18 protein-coding genes are annotated in these 21,650 nt (G+C 50.1%); all 18 read right to left on the bottom strand.

Going from position 1 to position 21,650, the window contains the following annotated elements:
• A complete protein-coding gene (locus JOE21_RS12510; protein WP_309866687.1) occupies positions 1-1,308 on the bottom strand; it encodes a phenylacetate--CoA ligase family protein in 1,308 nt (435 codons plus the stop codon).
• 1 nt (position 1,309) lies between these two features.
• Entirely contained in the window at positions 1,310-2,281 is a 972-nt protein-coding gene (locus tag JOE21_RS12515; RefSeq protein WP_309866690.1) for an ATP-grasp domain-containing protein, read from the bottom strand.
• Positions 2,282-2,449: 168 nt separating this feature from the next.
• Positions 2,450-3,064 (bottom strand): winged helix-turn-helix domain-containing protein, encoded by a 615-nt coding sequence (locus JOE21_RS12520; RefSeq protein WP_309866692.1) that lies wholly within the window; start codon positions 3,062-3,064, stop codon positions 2,450-2,452.
• Between the two features lie 416 nt (positions 3,065-3,480).
• Positions 3,481-4,317: an oligopeptide ABC transporter permease gene (gene opp4C / locus JOE21_RS12525; protein ID WP_309866694.1), complete on the bottom strand. Its 837-nt coding sequence runs from the start codon at positions 4,315-4,317 to the stop codon at positions 3,481-3,483.
• A gap of 113 nt (positions 4,318-4,430) precedes the next feature.
• On the bottom strand, positions 4,431-5,393 hold the full coding sequence (locus JOE21_RS12530) for an ABC transporter permease (RefSeq protein ID WP_309866696.1): 963 nt from the start codon (positions 5,391-5,393) through the stop codon (positions 4,431-4,433).
• A gap of 87 nt (positions 5,394-5,480) precedes the next feature.
• Positions 5,481-7,157 carry a peptide-binding protein gene (locus JOE21_RS12535; protein ID WP_309866699.1) on the bottom strand — a complete coding sequence of 559 codons (1,677 nt, stop codon included), beginning with the start codon at positions 7,155-7,157 and terminating at the stop codon, positions 5,481-5,483.
• Positions 7,158-7,257: 100 nt separating this feature from the next.
• On the bottom strand, positions 7,258-8,253 hold the full coding sequence (locus JOE21_RS12540) for an ABC transporter ATP-binding protein (protein ID WP_309866701.1): 996 nt from the start codon (positions 8,251-8,253) through the stop codon (positions 7,258-7,260).
• Positions 8,246-9,259, bottom strand: a complete 1,014-nt coding sequence (locus JOE21_RS12545) for an ABC transporter ATP-binding protein (protein WP_309866704.1) — start codon at positions 9,257-9,259, stop codon at positions 8,246-8,248. The genes JOE21_RS12540 and JOE21_RS12545 overlap by 8 nt, the downstream gene beginning before the upstream one ends.
• 429 nt (positions 9,260-9,688) lie before the next feature.
• Positions 9,689-10,240, bottom strand: a complete 552-nt coding sequence (locus JOE21_RS12550; protein ID WP_309866708.1) for a hypothetical protein — start codon at positions 10,238-10,240, stop codon at positions 9,689-9,691.
• Between the two features lie 593 nt (positions 10,241-10,833).
• Positions 10,834-12,087 (bottom strand): glutamate-5-semialdehyde dehydrogenase, encoded by a 1,254-nt coding sequence (locus JOE21_RS12555; RefSeq protein ID WP_309866711.1) that lies wholly within the window; start codon positions 12,085-12,087, stop codon positions 10,834-10,836.
• A 179-nt stretch (positions 12,088-12,266) separates the two neighbouring features.
• Positions 12,267-13,412 (bottom strand): glutamate 5-kinase, encoded by a 1,146-nt coding sequence (proB, locus tag JOE21_RS12560; protein ID WP_309866714.1) that lies wholly within the window; start codon positions 13,410-13,412, stop codon positions 12,267-12,269.
• 311 nt (positions 13,413-13,723) lie between these two features.
• Positions 13,724-15,844 carry a heavy metal translocating P-type ATPase gene (locus JOE21_RS12565; protein WP_309866909.1) on the bottom strand — a complete coding sequence of 707 codons (2,121 nt, stop codon included), beginning with the start codon at positions 15,842-15,844 and terminating at the stop codon, positions 13,724-13,726.
• Positions 15,845-15,870: 26 nt separating this feature from the next.
• On the bottom strand, positions 15,871-16,248 hold the full coding sequence (locus JOE21_RS12570) for an ArsR/SmtB family transcription factor (RefSeq protein WP_374709374.1): 378 nt from the start codon (positions 16,246-16,248) through the stop codon (positions 15,871-15,873).
• Between the two features lie 822 nt (positions 16,249-17,070).
• Positions 17,071-17,727 (bottom strand): phosphate signaling complex protein PhoU, encoded by a 657-nt coding sequence (gene phoU / locus JOE21_RS12575; protein WP_309866719.1) that lies wholly within the window; start codon positions 17,725-17,727, stop codon positions 17,071-17,073.
• Between the two features lie 17 nt (positions 17,728-17,744).
• A complete protein-coding gene (pstB, locus tag JOE21_RS12580) occupies positions 17,745-18,521 on the bottom strand; it encodes a phosphate ABC transporter ATP-binding protein PstB (RefSeq protein ID WP_309866722.1) in 777 nt (258 codons plus the stop codon).
• A 15-nt stretch (positions 18,522-18,536) separates the two neighbouring features.
• Positions 18,537-19,412, bottom strand: a complete 876-nt coding sequence (gene pstA, locus JOE21_RS12585) for a phosphate ABC transporter permease PstA (protein ID WP_309866911.1) — start codon at positions 19,410-19,412, stop codon at positions 18,537-18,539.
• Positions 19,413-19,486: 74 nt separating this feature from the next.
• Positions 19,487-20,419 carry a phosphate ABC transporter permease subunit PstC gene (gene pstC / locus JOE21_RS12590; protein WP_374709362.1) on the bottom strand — a complete coding sequence of 311 codons (933 nt, stop codon included), beginning with the start codon at positions 20,417-20,419 and terminating at the stop codon, positions 19,487-19,489.
• A gap of 106 nt (positions 20,420-20,525) precedes the next feature.
• Positions 20,526-21,479 carry a PstS family phosphate ABC transporter substrate-binding protein gene (locus tag JOE21_RS12595; RefSeq protein WP_309866724.1) on the bottom strand — a complete coding sequence of 318 codons (954 nt, stop codon included), beginning with the start codon at positions 21,477-21,479 and terminating at the stop codon, positions 20,526-20,528.
• Positions 21,480-21,650: the final 171 nt, after the last annotated feature.

Genomic DNA, 21,650 nt, shown 5'->3' on the forward strand with positions numbered 1-21,650 from the left:
CTACATTTCCACCAATCTAATATTGGTTTTTTTCCAATTTTTTTGCCCTGCACCACTTTTGGTTACAGAGGGAAGTTGGTTTAGTAATATCACCCCATCCCATTTTATCCCTATCTGTTCAAAATTCTTTTCCAACAAATCAATATCTCCTTCCTTTCCGTCGTAATCCACATCTTTTTCTAGTAATAATCGGAAAAAGCTATTGTCCATATTTGTTTCAACCATATAGCCGGTGATTCCTCGAGCATTATAAATTACTTGTTCTATCAAATCGAGCCGGAGGTTTACCCCATTGACTTGGATCATTTCCTCCTGTCGACCAAGAATTTTCAGTACCGGCAAACCCATCCCGCATGTACAAGCTTCCTGGCTCACTTCCACCAAGTCGCCGATGGCATATCGTAAGACCGGTTTTGCATAATTGTTAAGTGGAGTTACAACCAATTCCCCTGTCATTCCCGGTTGAAACTGGATTACTTTATCCTTTTCATACAATTCCAAAATAAAGCTATGCAAAAGAGCGTGTAAACGCCCGTGTTCACAAGTAGCAGCGATAGTACCCGTTTCAGTACTGCCGTAACTGGCATCAAATACCTCTGCTCTCCATTGTTTTTCCAACATCGCCCTCATTCCGGGTGTACTTACTTCACCAAGTAACATGATTTTGTGAATACTCTCTCGTAAGTTTTCGAAAGTGTTTCGTCTCTTGAGTAAGCGCATTAGTTGAATTAAAACCCCAGGAGAAGCGAAAAGACAAGTAGGCCGATAACGAATAAATAATTGCTGTACTCTGTCCCAGTCACAAATCCCTAATGCAAACGGATAACTCCGGACAAATGTAGTGTCTAAGTATTCGCATACATTGGCGATATGATCACCGATAGGGGATAAATCAGAGGGCAGCATGGAGACCACTCGGTCATCCGATTGGATCACCCGTTTCCATAAACTCGCCACTGAAATCGTATTCCAGATAATGTCCCGCGCGGATCGAGGAGTTGGAGTTGGAATTCCTGTCGTTCCAGAGGTTTCATAATACTTTATCGCTTTTTCTTTCATCCCTGAATGAAAAAGATCAGGATTTTCCTTGACCACTACCTTAGGCGTCTTTTCCAATCGATAAAAATCTCTTTCTTCTTTGAGGCCTTTATAGTACTGTGTATTGGACGCTCTTTGTATCAATTTCGTTAATTTCGATTGTTGTAAAGAAGTAATGGCATCTGGGTCAAATCCCTTCTCTTCCAAGTACTTCATTTCACTTATAGCACATTGGAAAACTTCAGATTTGGTAAGATGATTTAAAATCATTTCACTTCATCCCTTTGGCGGTTTCTAACAAAAACTGTCGATGTGCACGACCATAAGCTTCAAAGCGTCGCTTTAACAATTGAAGTGATTCCTCGCGATAAATATAAGGAATCCCGCCATCCAATTCCACCTCAGAAAGCCAATAGCGTTCGCCATCATATAAAAAATCAACACAACAATAGGGTAGTTGGATCTCATTAGCCACCTTAGCCGCTAAATCATTCAATCCATCCGGCATGGTAATTAAACCTGTTTCTCCCCCCCTTGACAAGTTGGCGATGATGTCTCCTCCTTGGGGACGGCGAGACAAAATCGTATGAGGGGAGCCATCTATAAAGTAAACTCTATAGTCCACCAATTTAGATGAATCCAACGCCGGCTGAATCATCATTGCTGTTTCAGCCCCACTAGCTAGACTTAAAATCCCTTTCAACTCAGAATAGTTGGTAGCTAGGTTCACCCCCAAGCCTCCACCCCAACCTAACGGTTTTATAATTAATGGAAACTCAAAGGATTCTAATAAACTGGGCAGATTATGGCGTTCTAAATCGCGCCCGCAAACGATTCGAATACTTGGAAGAACGGGGAGCTCTAGGTCGCGAAAAAATAAAAATGTATTTAATTTATCACCCATAATCAAGGAGAGTTCCGGATCGATTGGAAGGTAAAATCCCAGCTTTCTCAAAGTCCAAAATGTATTAACCATTTGCATAAAGTCACATTGTTGGTGGGGGAAGTTGTGAATTTCGGTTACAAAGATAGTGTCATGCACAAAAACCTCTTGCCCATATACTTTCGTTATAGTTGAGTGATCAGCTAGATAAATGACTTCAATTGCTTCTGCACTCACAACTTCCATTGAAAAGCCTGATTCTTCAGCAGCTTTTTTGTAGACATCCCAAAAATTAGTCCGTTCCCAGTTACTTTGAAAAGTGGAGCTTCTGTCAGGAAAGATCCAATATATTCGTTTCACCTGCAGCATCTCCCTTCACTGCTGTATAACAACTTATAAGTAGGTAGATAATTACAAATCAATCTACCACAAATCATCAGTTTTTCTATACATACTATACCAAACCATTTATATTCTGTCTCTACAATAATATTAAGGTTATACTTACTTTTTTGTTAGCTTAGGGGATTAAGTGTTAATAAAATACCCCTCTCCCCTACGACATAAAAGAATTTTCGGTTTTTTAGGATTATCTTCGATTTTCATTCGGATCCTACGTATGTAAACATAAAGAGAGGAAAGGCTCGGTAGATTAAGATGATCTATAAGCTTATGGGAGGAAAAAGCCTGACCAGGATTTCTCGCCATCAGATAGAGCAACTTAAACTCATTGGTAGACAGTAAAGTATTAAAGGTATTTCTACGAATGCAATGTCCATATACATCTAAGAATACATTTGAAGACAAATGAATGAGGTGATTCGAATCATTACTATGAGTTACTTGGTTTGAAACAATAACATCCACTAGAGATTCCATCAATGATGGACTTTTTAAGGGACGTTGTTTATAGCACGGTACAAATAAAATGGGTATTTTGTTTTTTATACCCATAAATTGATTATATTTACTATCATCGGCATTGTTCAAATCCACTACCATCGCCAAACAATAAGGGTCATCTGATAACTCATTAATTCGACGAATGTCTGGAAAGAGCAGTAAGCTTATTTCTTTTGATTTCAATTGTTCTGAAAGGTTATTTATTAACATTTTATTAACTGAAAATAAACATACATACATATAAGCAATCCCCCTTTTTCAACAATTATATACTTAAAAATCGGATAAATAAATATAAATTACACTTTGATCGCCAAAAGCACCCACGGAAAAAGGCAAGCAGGTAGTCAGAGCTAATCCTATATCTATAAATAAACCTATTATTATCTAATGCCGAAGGTTCTCTGGCGGTTCTAGTATCCTCGGTAAGTTAACTAACATATCAATCCTGGATTGCCTCTTTACCTTGTCTTAATGGTGAATATCCACTCCATTATTATAAAGCTGTCAATCGTTAAACAAAGGAATTGCTCTTGTTACTGAAAAAGGGTGTTTTCAACTTTTTGAAAATAAGTTCGATCACCTTGCTATTAAATAAACAAACAAGACTGCCCAGGCAGCCTTGTTTCTAATCTCACTCTAGGCTGAATTGAAAGTTAGCGACGCGACGACTTCGTATCAAACGCATCACGTAAGCCATCCCCGATAAAGTTGATGGATAGCACAGTCAACACAATCAAGAATCCCGGTGGCATCCATACCCATGGTTCATTAGCAAGGATGCGGAAATTACGGGCTGCGTTCAGCATGTTTCCCCAAGTCGGAGTGGGTTCAGGGACGCCAAATCCTAAGAAGCTCAAAGCTGCTTCCACTGTGATCATTGTCCCCATCAATAGAGTTGCGTTTACAGTAATAGGTGCAATGGTGTTGGGGAGCATATGCTTAAAGATAATACGGGAATCCCGTGCACCAATCGCCCTAGCACTTAATACATATTCCTGCTCCCGTAGTGATAGGAACTCCGCACGGACCAACCGGGCGGTTGTGGGCCATACCGCTAAACATAAAATCAAAATTAACGTTCCAGCACCGGATTGAGGTATCATCGCAACCACAAACAAGACCAGCAACAGAAAAGGCAAGGCCAATACCACATCGGTAATGCGCATAACCACCGTATCGATCCATCGTCCATAGTAACCCGCAAGTGCACCTAACAGCGCTCCAATGCAAACCGTTCCAACCATCGTTGCAAACCCGATCATTAGGGAGATTCTTCCCCCATACATCAGACGAGTAAACAAGTCTCGACCACTTTGATCCGTTCCCAACCAATGCTCAGAGCTGGGCTCCGCATTGGTATTATACAAATCCGTTGAATAGGGATCATGAGTGACGATCAACGGTGCAAACACAGACATCAGAATGATGAAAAAGAGGATGATCACCCCGGCAACGGCCATTTTGTTGCGCAAAAAGCGCCGGATAGCCAACTGTAAGGGGGATTTCCCTTTTTGTTGTCTTTTTTGCTTTCTTTAGGCTTCTGATCCATCGTTGGTTCTTTCATCTCCGGTTGAATAACAGGCTGTGACACGTTGATCACCTCTCAATCGTAACGGATTCGTGGATCTACAATCGCATAGAGGATATCAGCGAGCAGATTCCCTAGCAGAACAAAGGTAGCCAGAAGCATGGTAACACCCATCATGATCGGATAATCCCGGTTAATGATCGAATCGATCAACAGTTGACCCAAACCAGGATAGCTAAAAATAGTTTCCGTAATGACAGCCCCGCTCATGATCAAACCCACATCCAATCCGAACAAGGTTACCAGAGGCAACAGAGCGTTCCGCAACACATGCTTACGCAATACAATATTTGCTGGTATCCCTTTGGCATAGGCTGTTCGGACAAAGTCTTGCGCTTTGGCTTGCAGTACGCTGGACCGGGTATAGCGGGTATAGGACGCAATACTGATAATCGAAAGGGTTAATGCTGGCAAAATCGTGTGATATAGCCGGTCGAAAAAGGCTTCCAAGCCTTCATAACCGGCACCTGCCGTCACCGTACCACTGTAGGGGAACCACCCCAAATTAAAGGAAAAGAAATAAATCAATAGCAACCCTGCAAAGAAGCTGGGCATAGAGATCCCGATAAAAGCCAACCCAGTCAAGGTGTAATCCGTTTTGCTATATGGATGTTGAGCCGAATAAACACCTAGAGGAATCGCTACCGTATAGGTGATAAGCAAAGCGGTGACAGCCAAGAAGATCGTATTTCCAATCCGATCGGAAATCATCTCGCTCACCGGCAACCGATGCCGAAAAGAAAGGCCCATCTCTCCTTGGACGAAGTTCCCTGCCCATGCGAAATATTGTTGCACCGGATGCTTGTCCAGTCCAAACTGCGCCCGTATCTGCTCATAGTATTCGGCGTCTTGTTTAGGATCTAGTTGTCCAGTGAAAGCATCACCTGGAGCGATTTGGATCAAAGCGAACAGCAACATCGAGATTACAACCAGCATGGGGATGGAAACCAGAATGCGTCGCAAGATATACAGATACATTGAAGAACCCCCTTTCTAACATACAAAAAGGGCGTGCAGCCGTGAATCCACTGCTAGCACGCCCGACTTCAATCTTGCGAGAGTGGTTTACTGCAAATTTTCCGGAATCCACCATTCGTGTGCATCGTGATGCTCGATTCCACCATCGTAACGGAACTTGACACCCTTCACACGGCTGTTCCATGCTTCAATCCAGTTTTGGGAGTAGAGGAACACATAAGGGGCGTCCTCACTTACCACTTCGGTCCACTCTTTGTAAATTTCAGCCCGTTTGTCTTGATCCAAGGCGTCTTTCGAGAAGACCCCTTTCTTGATGAGCTCATCGCTCTTTTTATTTTTCCAGTTGGCAAAGTTCCACTTATCGGTACTCATCCAGATGCCCGACGGATCCGGATCAGGGGTGAGGCTCCAGCCGGCCAGGAACATCTCGTATTTACCTTTTTCGATGTTATCAAAGTAGACACCGGTTTCAGCCGGACGATCCAGTTTGACATTGAGGCCGATTTTTTTGAGGTCTTCGGCAATAATCGGAGCTGACTTTTCACGAACGGGGTTTCCAGTCGGATAAGACAGCGTCAATTCCAGCTTCTTCCCGTCCGGATCTTCCAAGAATCCGTCCCCATTGGTATCTTTATAACCGGCATCTTTCAGCAATTTCTTCGCTTTGTCCGGATTGTGCGGATAGGCATCTTCTAAATCTTCATTGTAAGCCCAGCTTTTTTGCGGGATATGCTGATTTAATACATCTCCATGCCCTTTCAGCAAACCATCTACGATCGCTTGACGGTTGATGCCGTAGGTGATGGCCTGGCGCAGGGTTTTATCTTGAAGTTTCTTCTTTTTCAAGTTAAAGCCCATGTATTGGTATGCAAAATCCTGATCTTCCTCTACCACCAAGTTTTTATCTTTTTTAAGAGCATCAAACTCGGTCGGAGCGATTTGTGCCAGGGCATCGATCTCTCCGTTTTGCAGAGCACCAATGGCCACTTCCTGCTCGATCACTTTCCAGATCACTTTGTCCAAGTAGACTTCACCGCGGTAGTAGTCTTCATTCCGTTCCATAACCACGTATTCGTTAGGCTTGATTTCAGTGATCTTGAACGGCCCCGAACCGATCGGTTCCTTTTTGGTAGCATCGGCGTTCAGCATTTTCTCGTTGTTCATATCACCGAAGATATGTTCCGGAATCGGAATAGACCACAAGTTGCTTAAGACGTTGGCTGCACGCTCTTTGAATTTCACCTTCACCGTCTGGTCATCCACTTTTTCCACACCGGATAAGCTGTCCGCTTTACCCTCTTTCATTTCGTCGGCACCCTCGATCGGTTCAACCATGTAAAACCGGGATCCAGAGTAATCTTTTTTAGCGATGGCTTCCCATGTAAAGATCAGGTCATCAGTGGTGATATCTTCGCCATCATGCCACTTGATGTCGTCCCGCAACGTAATGGTCAGTTCTTGACCATCCTCGGAGAGTTTCCACTCTTTCGCCAAAAGGGGAACTTCAATTTCCAAATCTTCATTGTATGTCCACAAACCGTCAAAGGCTTTATTGATTACATACACATCATATTGATCTTCATACAAAACCGGGTTGAACAGACCCTTTGGGGCACTAAACATAGACAGCGTCACCGTACCGCCTTTGACGGGCTCCCCGTCGTCACCTTTACCGTCATCCGCTTGTTGTCCGCCGCATGCGGCCAGGAACACCGACAGTACCAGGACCAACGACATCGTAATCAGAAGAGACTTCTTTTTCATTCTTCGTTTAACCCCCTTGTTGAATCACGAGTGATTGATGATTCCTTACCATCTTAGTTTTTTCTGTATGGACGACACCCCCTTTACGGAATCTCATCGGTCAACCTGCCGCCTGTTGCGATCCTTCTTCATCAAAGAGGTGACAGGCAACATAATGTCCACCCTCCAGATGAATCAGCTCCGGTCGCTCCACCTTGCAGCGGTCGAACGCTTTGGGACAGCGCGGGTGGAAGGCGCAACCTGCAGGCGGGTTGGCGGGGCTGGGCACATCCCCCGTAAGCACGATCCGTTCCCGTTTAATCCGAGGATTGGGGATCGGGACGGAGGAGAGGAGCGCCTGGGTGTATGGATGGGCTGGTTTATCGTAAAGCGCTTTCTTCGGAGCGATTTCCGCCATGCGCCCCAGATACATCACACCGATCCGATCGGCGATATGTTTCACCACACTTAAATCATGAGAGATAAAGATATAAGTCAAGGAAAATTCCTCTTGTAGGTCTTCCATCAGGTTTAGGACCTGGGACTGGATCGACACATCCAGGGCGGAAACCGGTTCATCGGCGATGATCAGTTTCGGCTTCAGCGACAAAGCACGGGCAATCCCGATCCGCTGCCGCTGTCCCCCGGAAAACTCATGGGGATAGCGCTGGACAAAGCCGGCATTCAATCCAACCGTATCCATCAGTTCTGCCACTTTCTTTTTCCGTTCGATGGAATCGTACATCCGATTGATCGCCATCGGTTCTTCCAACAACTGCCCGACGGTCATCGTGGGATTGAGGGAGGCAAAGGGATCCTGGAATACCATCTGCATATCCCGGCGGGCCACACGCAGCTCCTTGCGGGAGAGGCTGGCCACATCTTTTCCTTCAAAGAGAACTTTTCCGCCGGTCGGTTCCATGAGACGGAGCAGGGTACGGCCGGTAGTGGATTTTCCGCAGCCTGATTCACCCACGATGGCGAAGGTTTCGCCTTTGTTGACGGTGAAACTGACTTGATCCACCGCTTTGACATCCCCGGTCTTCCGCTTTAACAGTCCACCGCGAATGGGGAAATATTTCGACAGCTGCTCCACATGTAACAACGCTTCACTCATCGTTTGCTCCCCCTTCCCCTTCTTCGTACAGGAAACAGCGTACCCGTCGGTTGGAACCCACTCCATAAAGGGCCGGCTCCTCTTGATGACAGCGCTCCCATGCCTTGGGACAACGGGGGGCAAACTTGCATCCTTGCGGCAGTTCGTTGGGTGCGGGAACATTCCCCTTGATGGAGTAGAGACGCTCTTTCTCCTCATCCAAACTGGGGACCGATTGGATCAGCCCTTCCGTATAAGGGTGGGCCGGTTTATCGAACAAGTCGGTCACTTCTGCTTCTTCCACCACTTTGCCCGCATACATGACAACCACACGCTCCGCCATCTCCGCCACCACACCCAAATCATGGGTGATCAACAGGATGGACGTTTGCAGTTTCTCTTTTACATCCCGCATCAGATCCAGGATCTGCGCCTGAATCGTAACGTCCAGCGCCGTCGTGGGTTCATCGGCAATCAGAAGCTTCGGGTTACACGCAATCGCAATGGCGATCATCGCCCGTTGGCGCATCCCTCCGGACAACTGGTGCGGATATTCATCCACAATCTCTTCCGCCCGGGGAAAACCGACCAGCTTCAACATCTGGATCGCCCGCGCCCGTGCCTCTTTCTTATTCAGCTTTTGGTGAAGGATCAACCCCTCCATGATCTGATCTCCGATGGTCAGAACCGGATTGAGGGAAGTCATCGGCTCCTGGAATATCATGGAAATGTTGTTGCCCCGGATCTTCGACAGCTGCTGATCGTTCTTTTTTGTTAAATCCTCCTTTTCAAGAAGGATCTCCCCTTCGACGATCCGTCCCGATCCTGGAATCAGCCCCATGATGGAAAGCGATGTCATGCTCTTCCCACAACCGGATTCTCCCACTAAAGCCAGAGTTTCTCCTTTTTCAATCGAGATGTCGATCCCGTCGACAGCGGGAACCTGGCCGTTATCGGTAAAAAAATGCGTTTTAAGATTACGAATTTCAAGTAGTTCTGCGGAACCCGTCAACTTGGTGCACCTCATCTCTCCCCTTGAGAATCGTTCCGATGTAGCGGCTTATGCCCTACGGGTTGTATTACATCAGATAAATGTTGTAACCATATGGTTCTTTGTATTTAGAGGAATATCAACTTTATTTATATTCAATCCTGGGGCTATCATCTCCTCCTATAAAAATGAAATATGTTCACCCATCCAAGAAATTGCCTTATTTTTTAGAGTAACATGCCATGGATGCAGGCTGTTCTTGAACAGGGGGACCACGGTGATTTCGCCCATCAAAAGGAAAACCGGCTTACCTCAGCGAACCAGTCCGCACTAAAGTGAAGAAATATCAGTCCTCTCCCGGACTCTGCGGATAGTACCGGGGTTTTACTCCTTTTTTCGACACACAGCGACCATAACCCTTTGGTAAAATATAGTTTTTCGTAAAAATGTACAATTAAAAAATAGTTACGTCGAAGCAGGGGCCACTAAGGCATCCGGCACACCGGAGAGCAACACGCCAAAAACAAGCACCATTCCGGCATAAGCGAGCAGGGTCCATGTGAAGATCCGGTTCCCTTTTCCGCTGATCGTGCTTTGCCTCATCTCTAACAACAGGAATAGAAAAAATAAAATCCCAAACACGAACACGGTTCCCACTTGGAATAAGAGTACCCGATGTTCCGGTGCAACCATCACCCCCATCATCGCCCCCATCCCCCCTCCCATCCAACCAGCGATCACACCTTCCATCACACCGCGAACCCCGCTACTCCATCCCATCCAAACCCCGGCTGCCATTCCGGCGGCGATACCCCACCCCGCCGCTTCCAAAAAAGGCAGGTGAGCCAAAACAGAAGAGACCACTCCCACGTGGGTTCCCACAACCGTCCCCAACGCCATGGAACAAATCGTGCCGTCACGGGACGAGAGTTGACTGACTGCCGTTGCCATGGCTAATACGGGCAGACAGAGAACGATCAACATGGCGATACTGATCCAGATCCACCAATCATGCATCCAATCCCCTCCTCCCGAAAGCCGTCATTCATCGATTGGACCGACTGTTACCCATTATATGAGCGTCCAGATGGGGTAGTACAAGCGAAAGAAGCAGATCCATCGGTAAAAATAGCACAAAAAAAGCGGCCTGCCATACCCTTGCGGGTTGCAGATCCGCTTGTTTTAGGAACGTGAGTCGTCGGCTCTTTGTTTTAGGGCCTGTCTGGTCATTCAATCTTCCGTGAGTCGAAGGGAGGGTCGGGTTGGCTTTTGGTCCGCCATTGCACTCACAGAGCACAAGTCTCGCCTAGGTCGCTTCGCTCCCGATCTCGCTATGTGCTTTTTACAACGAAACGAAGACAGCCAACCCGACCCGGGATCTCGCGCTACGGATTGTTCAGACACGCCCTAGCACTAATAAGAGCAGGCGCAGATGTGAGAAGGGAGGGTGGTGGGATAGCTGCGATCCTTTGCACTCACGGAGCACAAGTCTCGCCTGGGTCACTTCGTTCCCGGTCTCGCTATGCGCTTTTTGCAAGAGATTGAAGACAGCCCACCAGCCCGACTAACCCACGCTCATATACACTCTTCGTACAAATGCAACTGTAGTACTAGACACGCACCTGGCCGTTTCCATGAATCCGGTACTGATAGGAGGTCATCTCCTTTAAACCCATCGGACCGCGAGCGTGAAGCTTTTGGGTGCTGATTCCGATCTCGGCGCCAAAGCCGAACTGGCCACCGTCGGTAAAACGGGTGGAAGCGTTGTGGTAGACGGCTGCGGCGTCCACTCCTGTGAAGAAAGATCGAGCCGCCGCGGCATCCTCCGTAATAATCGCCTCTGAGTGGTGGGTTCCGTGCTTGTCGATATGGGTTAATGCTTCCTCCAAAGAATCCACCACTTTTACCGCCAGCACGAGATCGAGAAATTCCGTATCCCAGTCCTCCATCGTCGCCAGCCGGATCTCGGGTAGCCGCTGGCGGGTGGTGGCACAGCCCCTGATCTCCACTCCGTATCGTTTAAGGTCTTCACACAGACCGGACAAGTGGCTCTCCGCCCATTCCCGATGAACGAGGAGGGTCTCCGCTGCGTTACAGACAGCGGGGCGGTCCGTCTTGGCGTTGATGACGATCTCCCGTGCCATATCGGGATCCGCCGCGCGGTCCACATACAAATGACAGTTCCCCACCCCGGTCTCCAACACCGGAACGGTGGACGATTGTACCACCCGCTGAATCAGGCCGGCTCCGCCGCGTGGGATGATGACATCAATCAGTCCGTTAGCCGTCATCAGTTCCCGGACCGCCTCCCGGTCCAGATCCTCTACCAGCTGCACTGCTTCCGGAGGCAGCGAGGTCTCTGCCAGAGCGCCCCGGATTACCCCGGTCAGCGCCCGGTTAGAATGGAAGGCGGAGGAACTGCCCCGAAGAACGATCGCATTGCCCGTCTTCAGAGCCAAACCGGCAGCGTCCACAGTAACATTGGGGCGGGCTTCATAGATCATCCCGATTACACCTAGAGGAACGCGCACTTTTTCAATGCGAAGGCCATTATCCAACTCCCTAAGCTCCAACACCTCACCGACCGGATCGGGGAGTCGGCAAAGCTGTCGCAGGCCTTCCGCCATCTCTGCCAGCCTCTCCTCCGACAATGTCAGCCGATCCATCAAAGCGCGGGAAATTCCGGCCGCCTCCCCGGCCGCCAGATCCTTCCCATTTTCTCGCAGAATTTCTTCCCTACCATCCATCAGGGCATCTGCAACCGCCTCCAGTGCGGCATTTTTCTCCTCTTCTTCCACCCCAGCCAGTGTCCGAATGGCAGAACGCGCCGCCATCGCCTTGGTCCGTACATCGGATCGTTCCATTTCCCCGCTCTCCTTTCTCAAACTGATTCGTTATTTTACACCTGATCCATCCCCATGCTGACCCCGAGTCGTATACCGCTCGTTTTATTGGCAGGTCTTGCTACGCATGACAAGTCACGCCACAAGAATACCAAGTCTTTCCTTCACGAAAACACGATCAAGATGGGTAGGAGGGGTCCCTAGCCGATTTCCGTTCCGGCCGCAATCACCCAGTCGTCCCGATGGATCACTTCCTCGGGAGCGTCAGGGGTCAGGTGTCGTACCGCCGCTGACTGCCACCCTTTCACCTGGTCGATAAGAGCCGCCGGGTAACGGGTGAATCCCCTTCCGATCAGAGTGCCCTGAGAGTCGACCACTTCCACGATCTCTCCTTCGCAAAACTCTCCCTCCACTTTCGTCACGCCGCAGGGGAGAAGACTTCCTCCCTCTTTCAGCAGGGCGCGGGCAGCGCCGCTGTCCACATGCAGTTTGCCCACGGGAGCCGAGTGGACCGCAATCCACTGTTCCTTGCGGCTGATATGACGGGAAGCGGCCTCAATATAGGTGCCGCTGCCTTTGTTGTGAACCGCCTGTAACATCCAACGATTGTCCTCCCCAGCCGTGCCGATGTAGACACGCACCCCGGTCTCCGCCGCCAACCGGGCAGCAGTCAATTTGGACCGCATGCCGCCGCTGCCGAAGGTGCTTTTGCTACCGTCCACCTGCCGAAGCAAGGCTTCATCCACTCGGAGCAGCCGACGGATCGGGCGCGCTTGCCGATTTTTGTGGGGGTTGTCGGTATAAAGCCCATCGGTGTTGGTAACGAGAAGCAGCCACTGGGCCTGTAACAGGCCTGCCACCAGTGCGGCCAGTGTATCGTTGTCCCCCCACCGGATCTCATCCACCGCCACTGAATCATTTTCATTGACCACTGGAACCACCCCTTTCTCCAAGAGGTAATTCAGCGTGGCCAGAGCATTTAGGTACCGTCCCCGGCTGCTGAAATCGCTCCGGGTCAGCAGCACCTGGGCACACCTCGTCTCTCTCGCCGCAAATCGCTCCCGATACCGCTGTACGAGAGCCCCCTGTCCCACCGCCGCAGCCGCCTGCTTTCCCGCTAACGTGCGAGGCCGGGAAGAAAGACCCAGCTCGTGGAACCCGGCAGCGATCGCCCCAGAGGAAACCATCACCACCTGGAACCCCGCCTCCTTCAAACGGAGCACGCCTTCCACATGACTCTCCAGTTTCCCTTCCTCCAGCCGTCCCCGGTTATCGGTCAACGATGACGTCCCGATTTTTACCACCACTGTCTGCCTGTTCATTCCGCTGTCCCTCCGTTTATACATAAAACCCTCTCCCGTCCAAGGACGAAAGAGGGTTCTTCCGCGGTACCACCTTTGGTTGGCACAGATGTGCCCGCTCTGATCAGCCTGTTGGCTGCTTATCCCGGATAACGGTGGGAGCCGTTCCGTTTCATCAACGGCCGCATCGGGAGGTGGGTTCGGATGGACATCCCGGCAAAACCTCTCAACCGACGGGTTCTGCTCTCTGTACGATAAGTCCAACCTACTAATCTCCGTCCAAACGTTTGGTTCCGCTCTTATCAGTAATTGTGTATGATTATGCACCGGGAACAGGCCATTTGTCAATCCAAAATTTACGGACGAATCCGCAACAGGCGCAGGCTGTTCAGCGCAACCAGTATGGTTGCGCCCATATCGGCAAAGATCGCCAGCCACAGGGTGAGCCAACCGGGGAACACCAAGTAGACAGCGATAAACTTGGTCAACAAGGCGAATGTGATGTTTTGTTTGATCACCCGCAGGGCAGACCGGCTGAGGCGGACCGTGAAGGGAAGTTTGGATAAATCATCCGCCATCAGCACGATGTCGGCCGTCTCCAGAGCCGTATCCGTTCCGGCGCCCCCCATCGCCACTCCGGTGGTAGCCGTAGCCAAAGCGGGGGCATCATTGATCCCGTCACCCACCATCGCCACTTTCCCGTGGCTTCGGCGCAGCTCTTCTACAGCCTTTACCTTGTCCGCCGGCAACAGTTCAGACCGGAATTGATCCACCCCGACATCGCCGGCAACCGTGCGGGCTGTCGCCTCATTGTCACCGGTCAGCAAAATGGTGTGTTGGATCCCGTTTTCCTTCAGAGCGGCCACAGCCCGGCGGCTTTTCTCCCGCACTTCGTCCGCAACGGCGATTAAGCCGGTCACCCCTCGTTCATTTCCCAGCAACACGGCTGTTTTTCCCTGTTGCTGCAGATAAAGCAGCGTCTCTTTCACCGGCCCCAGCGAAAGACCTTCTTCCTGAAACAGACGGGGATTTCCAATCCATACTCGGGTGCCCTTTAGGCGGGCCTCCGCCCCCAGTCCCGATCGTGCGGTAAAATCCGTCACATCCGCCCCGTCGATGGAATGGTCTTCCGCATAGCGCAAAATCGCCCGGGCGATAGGATGTTCCGAGCGCCGCTCCAGTCCCGCCGCCACGGTGAGCAGCTCTCTTTCCGACTGACCCGCCAGGGGAATCACATCCGTCACCACCGGTTCCCCTTTGGTCAAGGTACCGGTTTTGTCAAAAGCGATGGCCTGGATGGAGCCTGCGTTTTCCAGATGAATGCCGCCTTTGATCAGCACACCGTTATTAGCCGCGTTGCCGATCGCGGAAACGATCGCCATGGGTGTAGACACCACCAAAGCACAGGGACAGGCCACAATCAAAAGGGCGAGCGCATCATACAAGGACGACGTCCAGGTCGTTCCCCACAACAGCGGTTTCAATAGGAGGATTCCCGCAGCCAATACCAGAATGGCGGGCGTATACCAAGCGGCGAAGCGGTCGACGAAGGATTGGGTGGACGTCCGCTTTTCTTGGGCATCTTCCACCATCGCGATAATTTTCGCCAGAGTAGTATCTCCGCTTCGTTTCGTCACTTTGACGTCAAGGGTACCCTGTTCATTGAAGGTGCCGGCAAATACCTCGTCTCCCGGTTCCTTTACCACGGGAATCGATTCGCCGGTAATGGCAGCCTGGTTAATGGAGGAACGGCCCCGAAGAATCAAGCCATCCATCGCCAGTTTTTCTCCGGGCTTCACCACCATCGTCTCTCCCACTTCCACCTCCTCCACCGGTACGGTGATTTCTCGTCCGTCACGGAGCAGGACAGCGGTGGGAGGCGCCAAGCTAAGTAAGTTTCTAAGGGAACTACGTGCCTTATCCGTAGTGTAAACTTGCAAGGTTTCACTTACACCAAATAGAAAGGCGACCACCGCCGCTTCTTCCCAATAACCGATCCCCAATGCGCCGCCCACCGCCACTGTCATCAGGGCGTTCATGTCAAAGCGGAGCCGCAGCAGATTGGGGATCCCTTTTTTGGCCGTTTCCCATCCGCCCAGCACCGTGGCCGCCGCAAACAGAACCACGGAGAGCGGAGAAGGGGACAACCATTCCATCAAAAAAGCGGCGACCAAAAAGGTTAAGGACAACCCCGTTAAGAAGGTTTGCCGGCTCTGGGCCCAGTCGGGAACCAGCCCGTCCTCTTCTTCCATCACGCGAATGCCGTCAAACGCTCCCAAGCGATTCAGTTGTTGTACGGACAACTCTTTGCCCACCACCGTGACCTTGGAAGCTCCGAAGTTAAGCCGGACATCTTCCACTCCGGGAACATCACCGATCATCCGCTCCAGTTTTGCGGCGCAATCAGCACAAGTTAAGCCCGTCAAACGATAGACATAGGTCTCCCCCGTTTTTTCTCTTCGCTCCTGTTGCGGCATCGTCAACCTACTCTCCTCTCTGTCGCTCAAGCGTTTCCCTTTCCTTCCGCCAGATGCTCCATCCCCATCCGAACGATCTGGCGCACGTGGTCATCATCGAGAGAATAATAAACAAGCTTTCCTTCTTTGCGGCTCTTGGTCAGTCCCAAGCTTTTTAATAAACGCAAATGATGAGAAGCGGTCGCCACCGTCGTTCCCAAGATCGCGGCCACATCACAGACACAGAGCTCCTTCTCCACTGTGAGTGCATGGGCGATCCTGAGACGGGTTTCGTCTCCCAGTCCCTTAAACAAAGGAGCCAGGCCGTCCACTTCTCCCACCTTTGGACGGAGGCGCCGCACCTTATCCTCATCATGGCAAATCACTTCACAGACGTCAGAGTTGGATGGTTGAGCCACTGGAATCACTCACATTCAAATGATTATTTGATTATAAAGTATCACAACCGGCGATTATATTCAAATGATTTTTTGATTATTAAGCCTCTAGTGCTTATGCCTAGTTTAACCTCATATGCCAGAAGTCTCCCACCTCTCAGTACTACAGTTGCATTTGTACGAAGATTGTATATAGTCGGGCTGGTGGGCTGTCTTCGATCTCTTGCAAAAAGCGAAAAGGATCGCAGCCATCCCCCCACCCTCCCTTCTCACATCTGCGCCTGCTCTTATAAGTACAACTGTAGTATTAGGCGGTGAGATGAATGCTGCTTTGCTCGAATCCCCCTTGTGAGGATGGTAGAGTAAGCCTTTCTTTTGCCCTGGAAAAGGAAGGCGAAATCAGGTATACCGAACATACGTTCCTAGTCAACCGAATGATAGGGGTTGCCATGAGGAAAGCGGTCATGGTGTAAAATCATTCCCGTATGAGTGCAAACATGACCTGTTTGCTCCAAAGCAAGAACGTATCTACGTAGCGCCTTGGCGTGAAGTAGTAGATGGCCTGTTCCGGCCCTGGTACGACACGTACCTGTTGCTTACTTGGGAATAAAGATGACTTTCCGATCACTTCGATCGAGTATGGAAGGCAAACCCTTCGATATGTGAGAGCTTCTTGGTTCTGATGGTAAGAAACTTCCACTTCTTAGCGTTAGCACAAGTGGGAGAGGTTCATTCCAGTACGATTCCCCTTCATTCAACATAGGCAAAACAGCCGTTTTGGTTCCCGACAGATCCTTCAAAACAAAAACCGACCTCACATGTGTGAGGTCGGTTTTTGTTTTGAAGGCTTTAGTTCAGATCTTCCCGGCGACCGGTTTCAATATATACGATGCTTTCGGCGATATTGGTGGCATGATCCGCAATCCGCTCCAAGTAACGCGCCACGAAGCAAAGGCGCAAGGAAACCTCGGTCAGCTTCTGCTGATGGATCATGGTTTCCATCATTTCTTTCACAATGGTTTCATACAACTGGTCCACCTGGTCGTCGGTTTCTGCCATCGATTTGGCCAACGCAACATTGCCGTCGATGTAGCTGTTGATCCCGTCATGGACCATCTTTTGTGTAATCGTGGCCATCTGTGGAATATCCACCAGCTCTTTGAACAACTTCTGATCGTTCTCCACCAGTTGAAGCGTGGTCTCGGCGATGTTACCTGCCAAATCCGCCATCCGCTCCATGTCCGATGCGATCTTGAGAGCCGCGATCAGCTTGCGCAGATCCTTGGCGACGGGTTGCTGGGTGGCGATCAGAGTGGACACCTGTTCGTCGATACGGGTTTCCAACTCGTCCACTTCTTTGTCGCTGTCCACCACACTCTTGGCCATGTCCGCATCCAATTTGGCCAGGGATTTAACCGCTTTGTCGATGGCAACTTCCAGTTTGCCCCCCATTTCAAGGAGAGTCGTCTTTACGTCTTTTAGTGATTGATCAAATTGTCGAGACAATGGAATGACTCCTTTCCTTATCCGAACCGACCGGTAATATAGTCTTCCGTCCGCTTATCCTGCGGGTTGGAAAAGAGTTTGTCGGTGTTGTCGTATTCCACCAGATCCCCGTTTAGGAAAAAGGCCGTCTTGTCGGAAATGCGGGCTGCCTGCTGCATATTGTGAGTCACAATGACGATGGTGTATTTCTCTTTCAACTCTCTTACCAATTCTTCGATCTTAGCGGTCGAGATGGGATCCAGCGCGGAAGTGGGCTCATCCATCAACACGATTTCCGGCTCCACTGCCAACGCACGGGCGATACAGAGACGCTGTTGCTGTCCCCCGGACAAACCGGTGGCCCGGTCTTTCAAGCGATCTTTCACCTCATCCCACAACGCCGCCTGCTTCAGACTGCGTTCCACGATCTCATCCAGTTTTTTTCGATTCCTGATCCCGTGGATGCGGGGACCGTAGGCGATGTTATCGTAAATGCTTTTTGGGAAAGGATTGGGGGCCTGAAAGACCATGCCCACCTCCTTGCGCAGCATTTCGACATCGATACTTTTGCTGTAGATGTCTTCGCCATAAAGAGATATTTCCCCTTCGATCCGAACCCCCGGAATCATGTCGTTCATCCGATTGAGTGTCCGTAAGAATGTGGATTTACCGCAACCGGAAGGTCCGATCAGAGCGGTTACGGAGTTTTCTTCCACTTCTATGGAGATTTTGTTCAGTGCCTGTTTTTCCCCGTAGTAAAGATCCAGGTCTTTCACAACAATCGCATGTTTGGATCGTACCGCTTGTTCCGTCATGTTTTTTTCTCCCCCTTATCCGTCTTTCCGTTGGAACTTGTTACGCAAGTAGATGGCCACTGCGTTCATAGTTAACAACACAGCCAGAAGTACGATGATACCTGCCGCTGCCAGCTCGGCAAACACCGCTTGCGGTTGGCTGATCCAGCTGTAGATCTGAATCGGAAGCACCGTAAAGGTATCCAGTACATTTCCTGGAGTGAACGCTACAAACGTAACCGCCCCGATCATAATCAACGGTGCCGTCTCCCCGATCGCACGGGACAAGGCCAAAATGGTTCCCGTCAGGATACCAGGCAGGGAGTAAGGAAGAACGACATTCTGGATCGTCTGCCATCGGGTTGCTCCCATCGCGAATGACGCCTGTCGCAAGGAAGCCGGAACACTGGCGATCGCCTCCCGGGATGCCACGATCACGATCGGAAGCACCAACAGCGTCATGGTGAGAGAGCCAGCCAATACGCTGCGGCCCAATCCCCATTCACGGACAAACAAGGTTAATCCCAATATCCCGAACACGATGGAGGGAACACCGGCCAAGTTGCTGATATTCAATTGAATGAAGCGGTTTAACCAATTTTTCTTTGCATACTCTTCCAGATAGATCGCTGTTGCCACTCCAATGATGAACGTGAGGGGAGCGGTCACTCCGATCATCCAGAGCGATCCCCAGAAGGCGGCCTTTATTCCAGCGTTCTCCGCGATACGGGAAGCGAAGTTATTGAAAAAATCCCAACTGATCCAGTGCCAACCCTGCCGCCACACATCCACCAGAAGCACAATCAACACAATCACTCCGACAGAGGTTGCCAGGAGGAATAATCCATGAAGTACGTGGTTGAGACTGCGACGGAACGTCACGCGGCCGTCCGATTGCAAGCGACGATCCATCTGGTTTGGTTCCGTTTGTACTTCTCTTTCGCTGTTTCCATCCACTTGGGTGTGAACCGTCTCTTCCGCTCGCATCAGTAATCCTCCTTAAACCGGCGAGAAATGAAGCGGGCCAGCATATTCATGATGAGTGTCAACAGGAATAACGACATCCCCACGGCATAAATCGATTTATAGGAAACACTGGTGTAGGTGTTGTCACCCAATGCAGCCTGCACCATGTAAGCCGTCATCGTCTGAATCGTGGCTGTGGGATCAAACGTGAGGATCGGGGTGGAACCAGCCGCGATGGTCACGATCATCGTCTCGCCGATGGCCCGGGACAATCCGAGTACAAAGGAAGCCACAATCCCGGACAGGGCCGCGGGCACGACCACTTTCAGCGCCACCTCCAGACGGGTGGAACCCATGGCATAAGCCGCGTCACGCATGCTGCGGGGTACAGCGGACATGGCATCTTCCGAGAGCGACGCAATCATAGGAATGATCATAATACCTACCACAATGCTGGCGCTCAACGCGTTGAAGATGCCCAATCCCGGAATGAATTCACGCAGCAGGGGCGTGACAAACGTAAGGGCGAAAAAACCGTAAACAATCGTGGGGATTCCGGCCAATACTTCCAGGACCGGCTTTACCACCTTACGAACCTTGATGGGAGCGTATTCGCTCAGATAAATGGCGCTGGCCAACCCGATGGGCACGGCCACCACCGCCGCTCCCACGGTAACGAGCAAGGTACCCGACAACAACGGCAGGATACCGAACTTCTGCTGATCCCCGCTGAACAGGGCTGTCCATTGTGTCTCAGTAAAAAATTCTTTGAACGACACCGCTTGAAAAAAAGCAGCCGTTTCCGTAAACAGAGTGAAAACAATCCCCACAGTTGTCAACACGGACACAAAAGCACAGATGAACAAGAGTTTGGGAATCATCGATTCCACGTGGTTTCGCCACGTCCGCTTTTTCTTGAAGCGACTGCCGGCTTTTACGGCGGCCTGAGACATCGACACACCACTCCTTTTCATAAACATGGCAAAATGTGGCGAATCCCGACCGACTGAAAATCGGCCGGGGCAGCCACACTTTCACAAGGGTTCTATAAATATCCTTTTAGTTCTTGGCGTCTTCGTACGCTTGTTTTCCTTCCTCGTACTCTTCATCCGGCAGAGCCACATAACCCACTTCAGCAGCCAAGTCCTTTACATTTTCCAGGTAGAATTCGATGAAGGCCTGCACTTCTTCTTTTTCCAGGGCTTTATTGCTGGGATAGATGAAAACCGGACGGGAGAGCGGGCTGTAGGAACCTTCGTTAATCGTCTCTTCGGTGGGTTCGACAGCCCCTTCTCCTTCATCGATCGCCAGGATTTTCAGCTTATCCTTGTTCTCCACGTAGTAGGAGTAACCAAAGTAACCCAGGCTGTATTTATCACCGGAGATTCCGCGAACCAGGACATTGTCGTCTTCGCTGGCGGTAAAGTCGGTACGGCTCGCCCCTTCTTCACCGACGATGGCTTCGGTAAAGTAGTCGAAGGTGCCGGAAGACGTTCCCGGAGCGTAAAGCTTGATTTCTTTATCCGGCCAGTCCGGATTGACATCGCTCCATTTTTTTACCTTACTGTCCGGTTCCCAGATCTTTTTCAGATCTTCCACAGAGATTTCGTCCACCCAGTCGTTTTCCGGGTGCACCATCACGGAAATTCCGTCAAAGGCGACTTTCAGCTCCACCGGTTCGATGTCGTTTTTAGCGGCTTCTTCTTTTTCTTCGTCCTTGATCAAACGGGAAGCGTCGTTGATATCGGTCTCACCCAACGCCCACTTCTGGAACCCACCACCGGTACCAGACTCGGATACAGTCACTTGCACGCCGGGATTTTCTTTCATAAACTCCTCGGCCACGGCTTGGGTCAGCGGATACACGGTGCTGGAGCCGTCGATGGTGATGGTGCCGGAAAGGCCGCCCTCCGCGCCGTCAGCCCCTTGATTGGGATCATTTGACGAGCAACCCACGATCAATGCCAGAGACAAACCAATGGTGCCTGCGACCTTTAAGCCATTCTTCCACATAACCGATGCCCCCCAGAGAATTGAGTATGGTTTCTCGTATAATTTCTTAGCCTATAATGACTATATCGATAGACTATTGTTCTCAAATAAATGCATTGTAAAGGTTTTGTTAAGAGACATGTCCGATTAAAGGGAATATTCCAATAACCAATAAGTTGGTTCAGTCATACA

Origin of the sequence: Desmospora profundinema (assembly GCF_031454155.1) — a bacterium.
Lineage (GTDB): Bacteria > Bacillota > Bacilli > Thermoactinomycetales > DSM-45169 > Desmospora > Desmospora profundinema.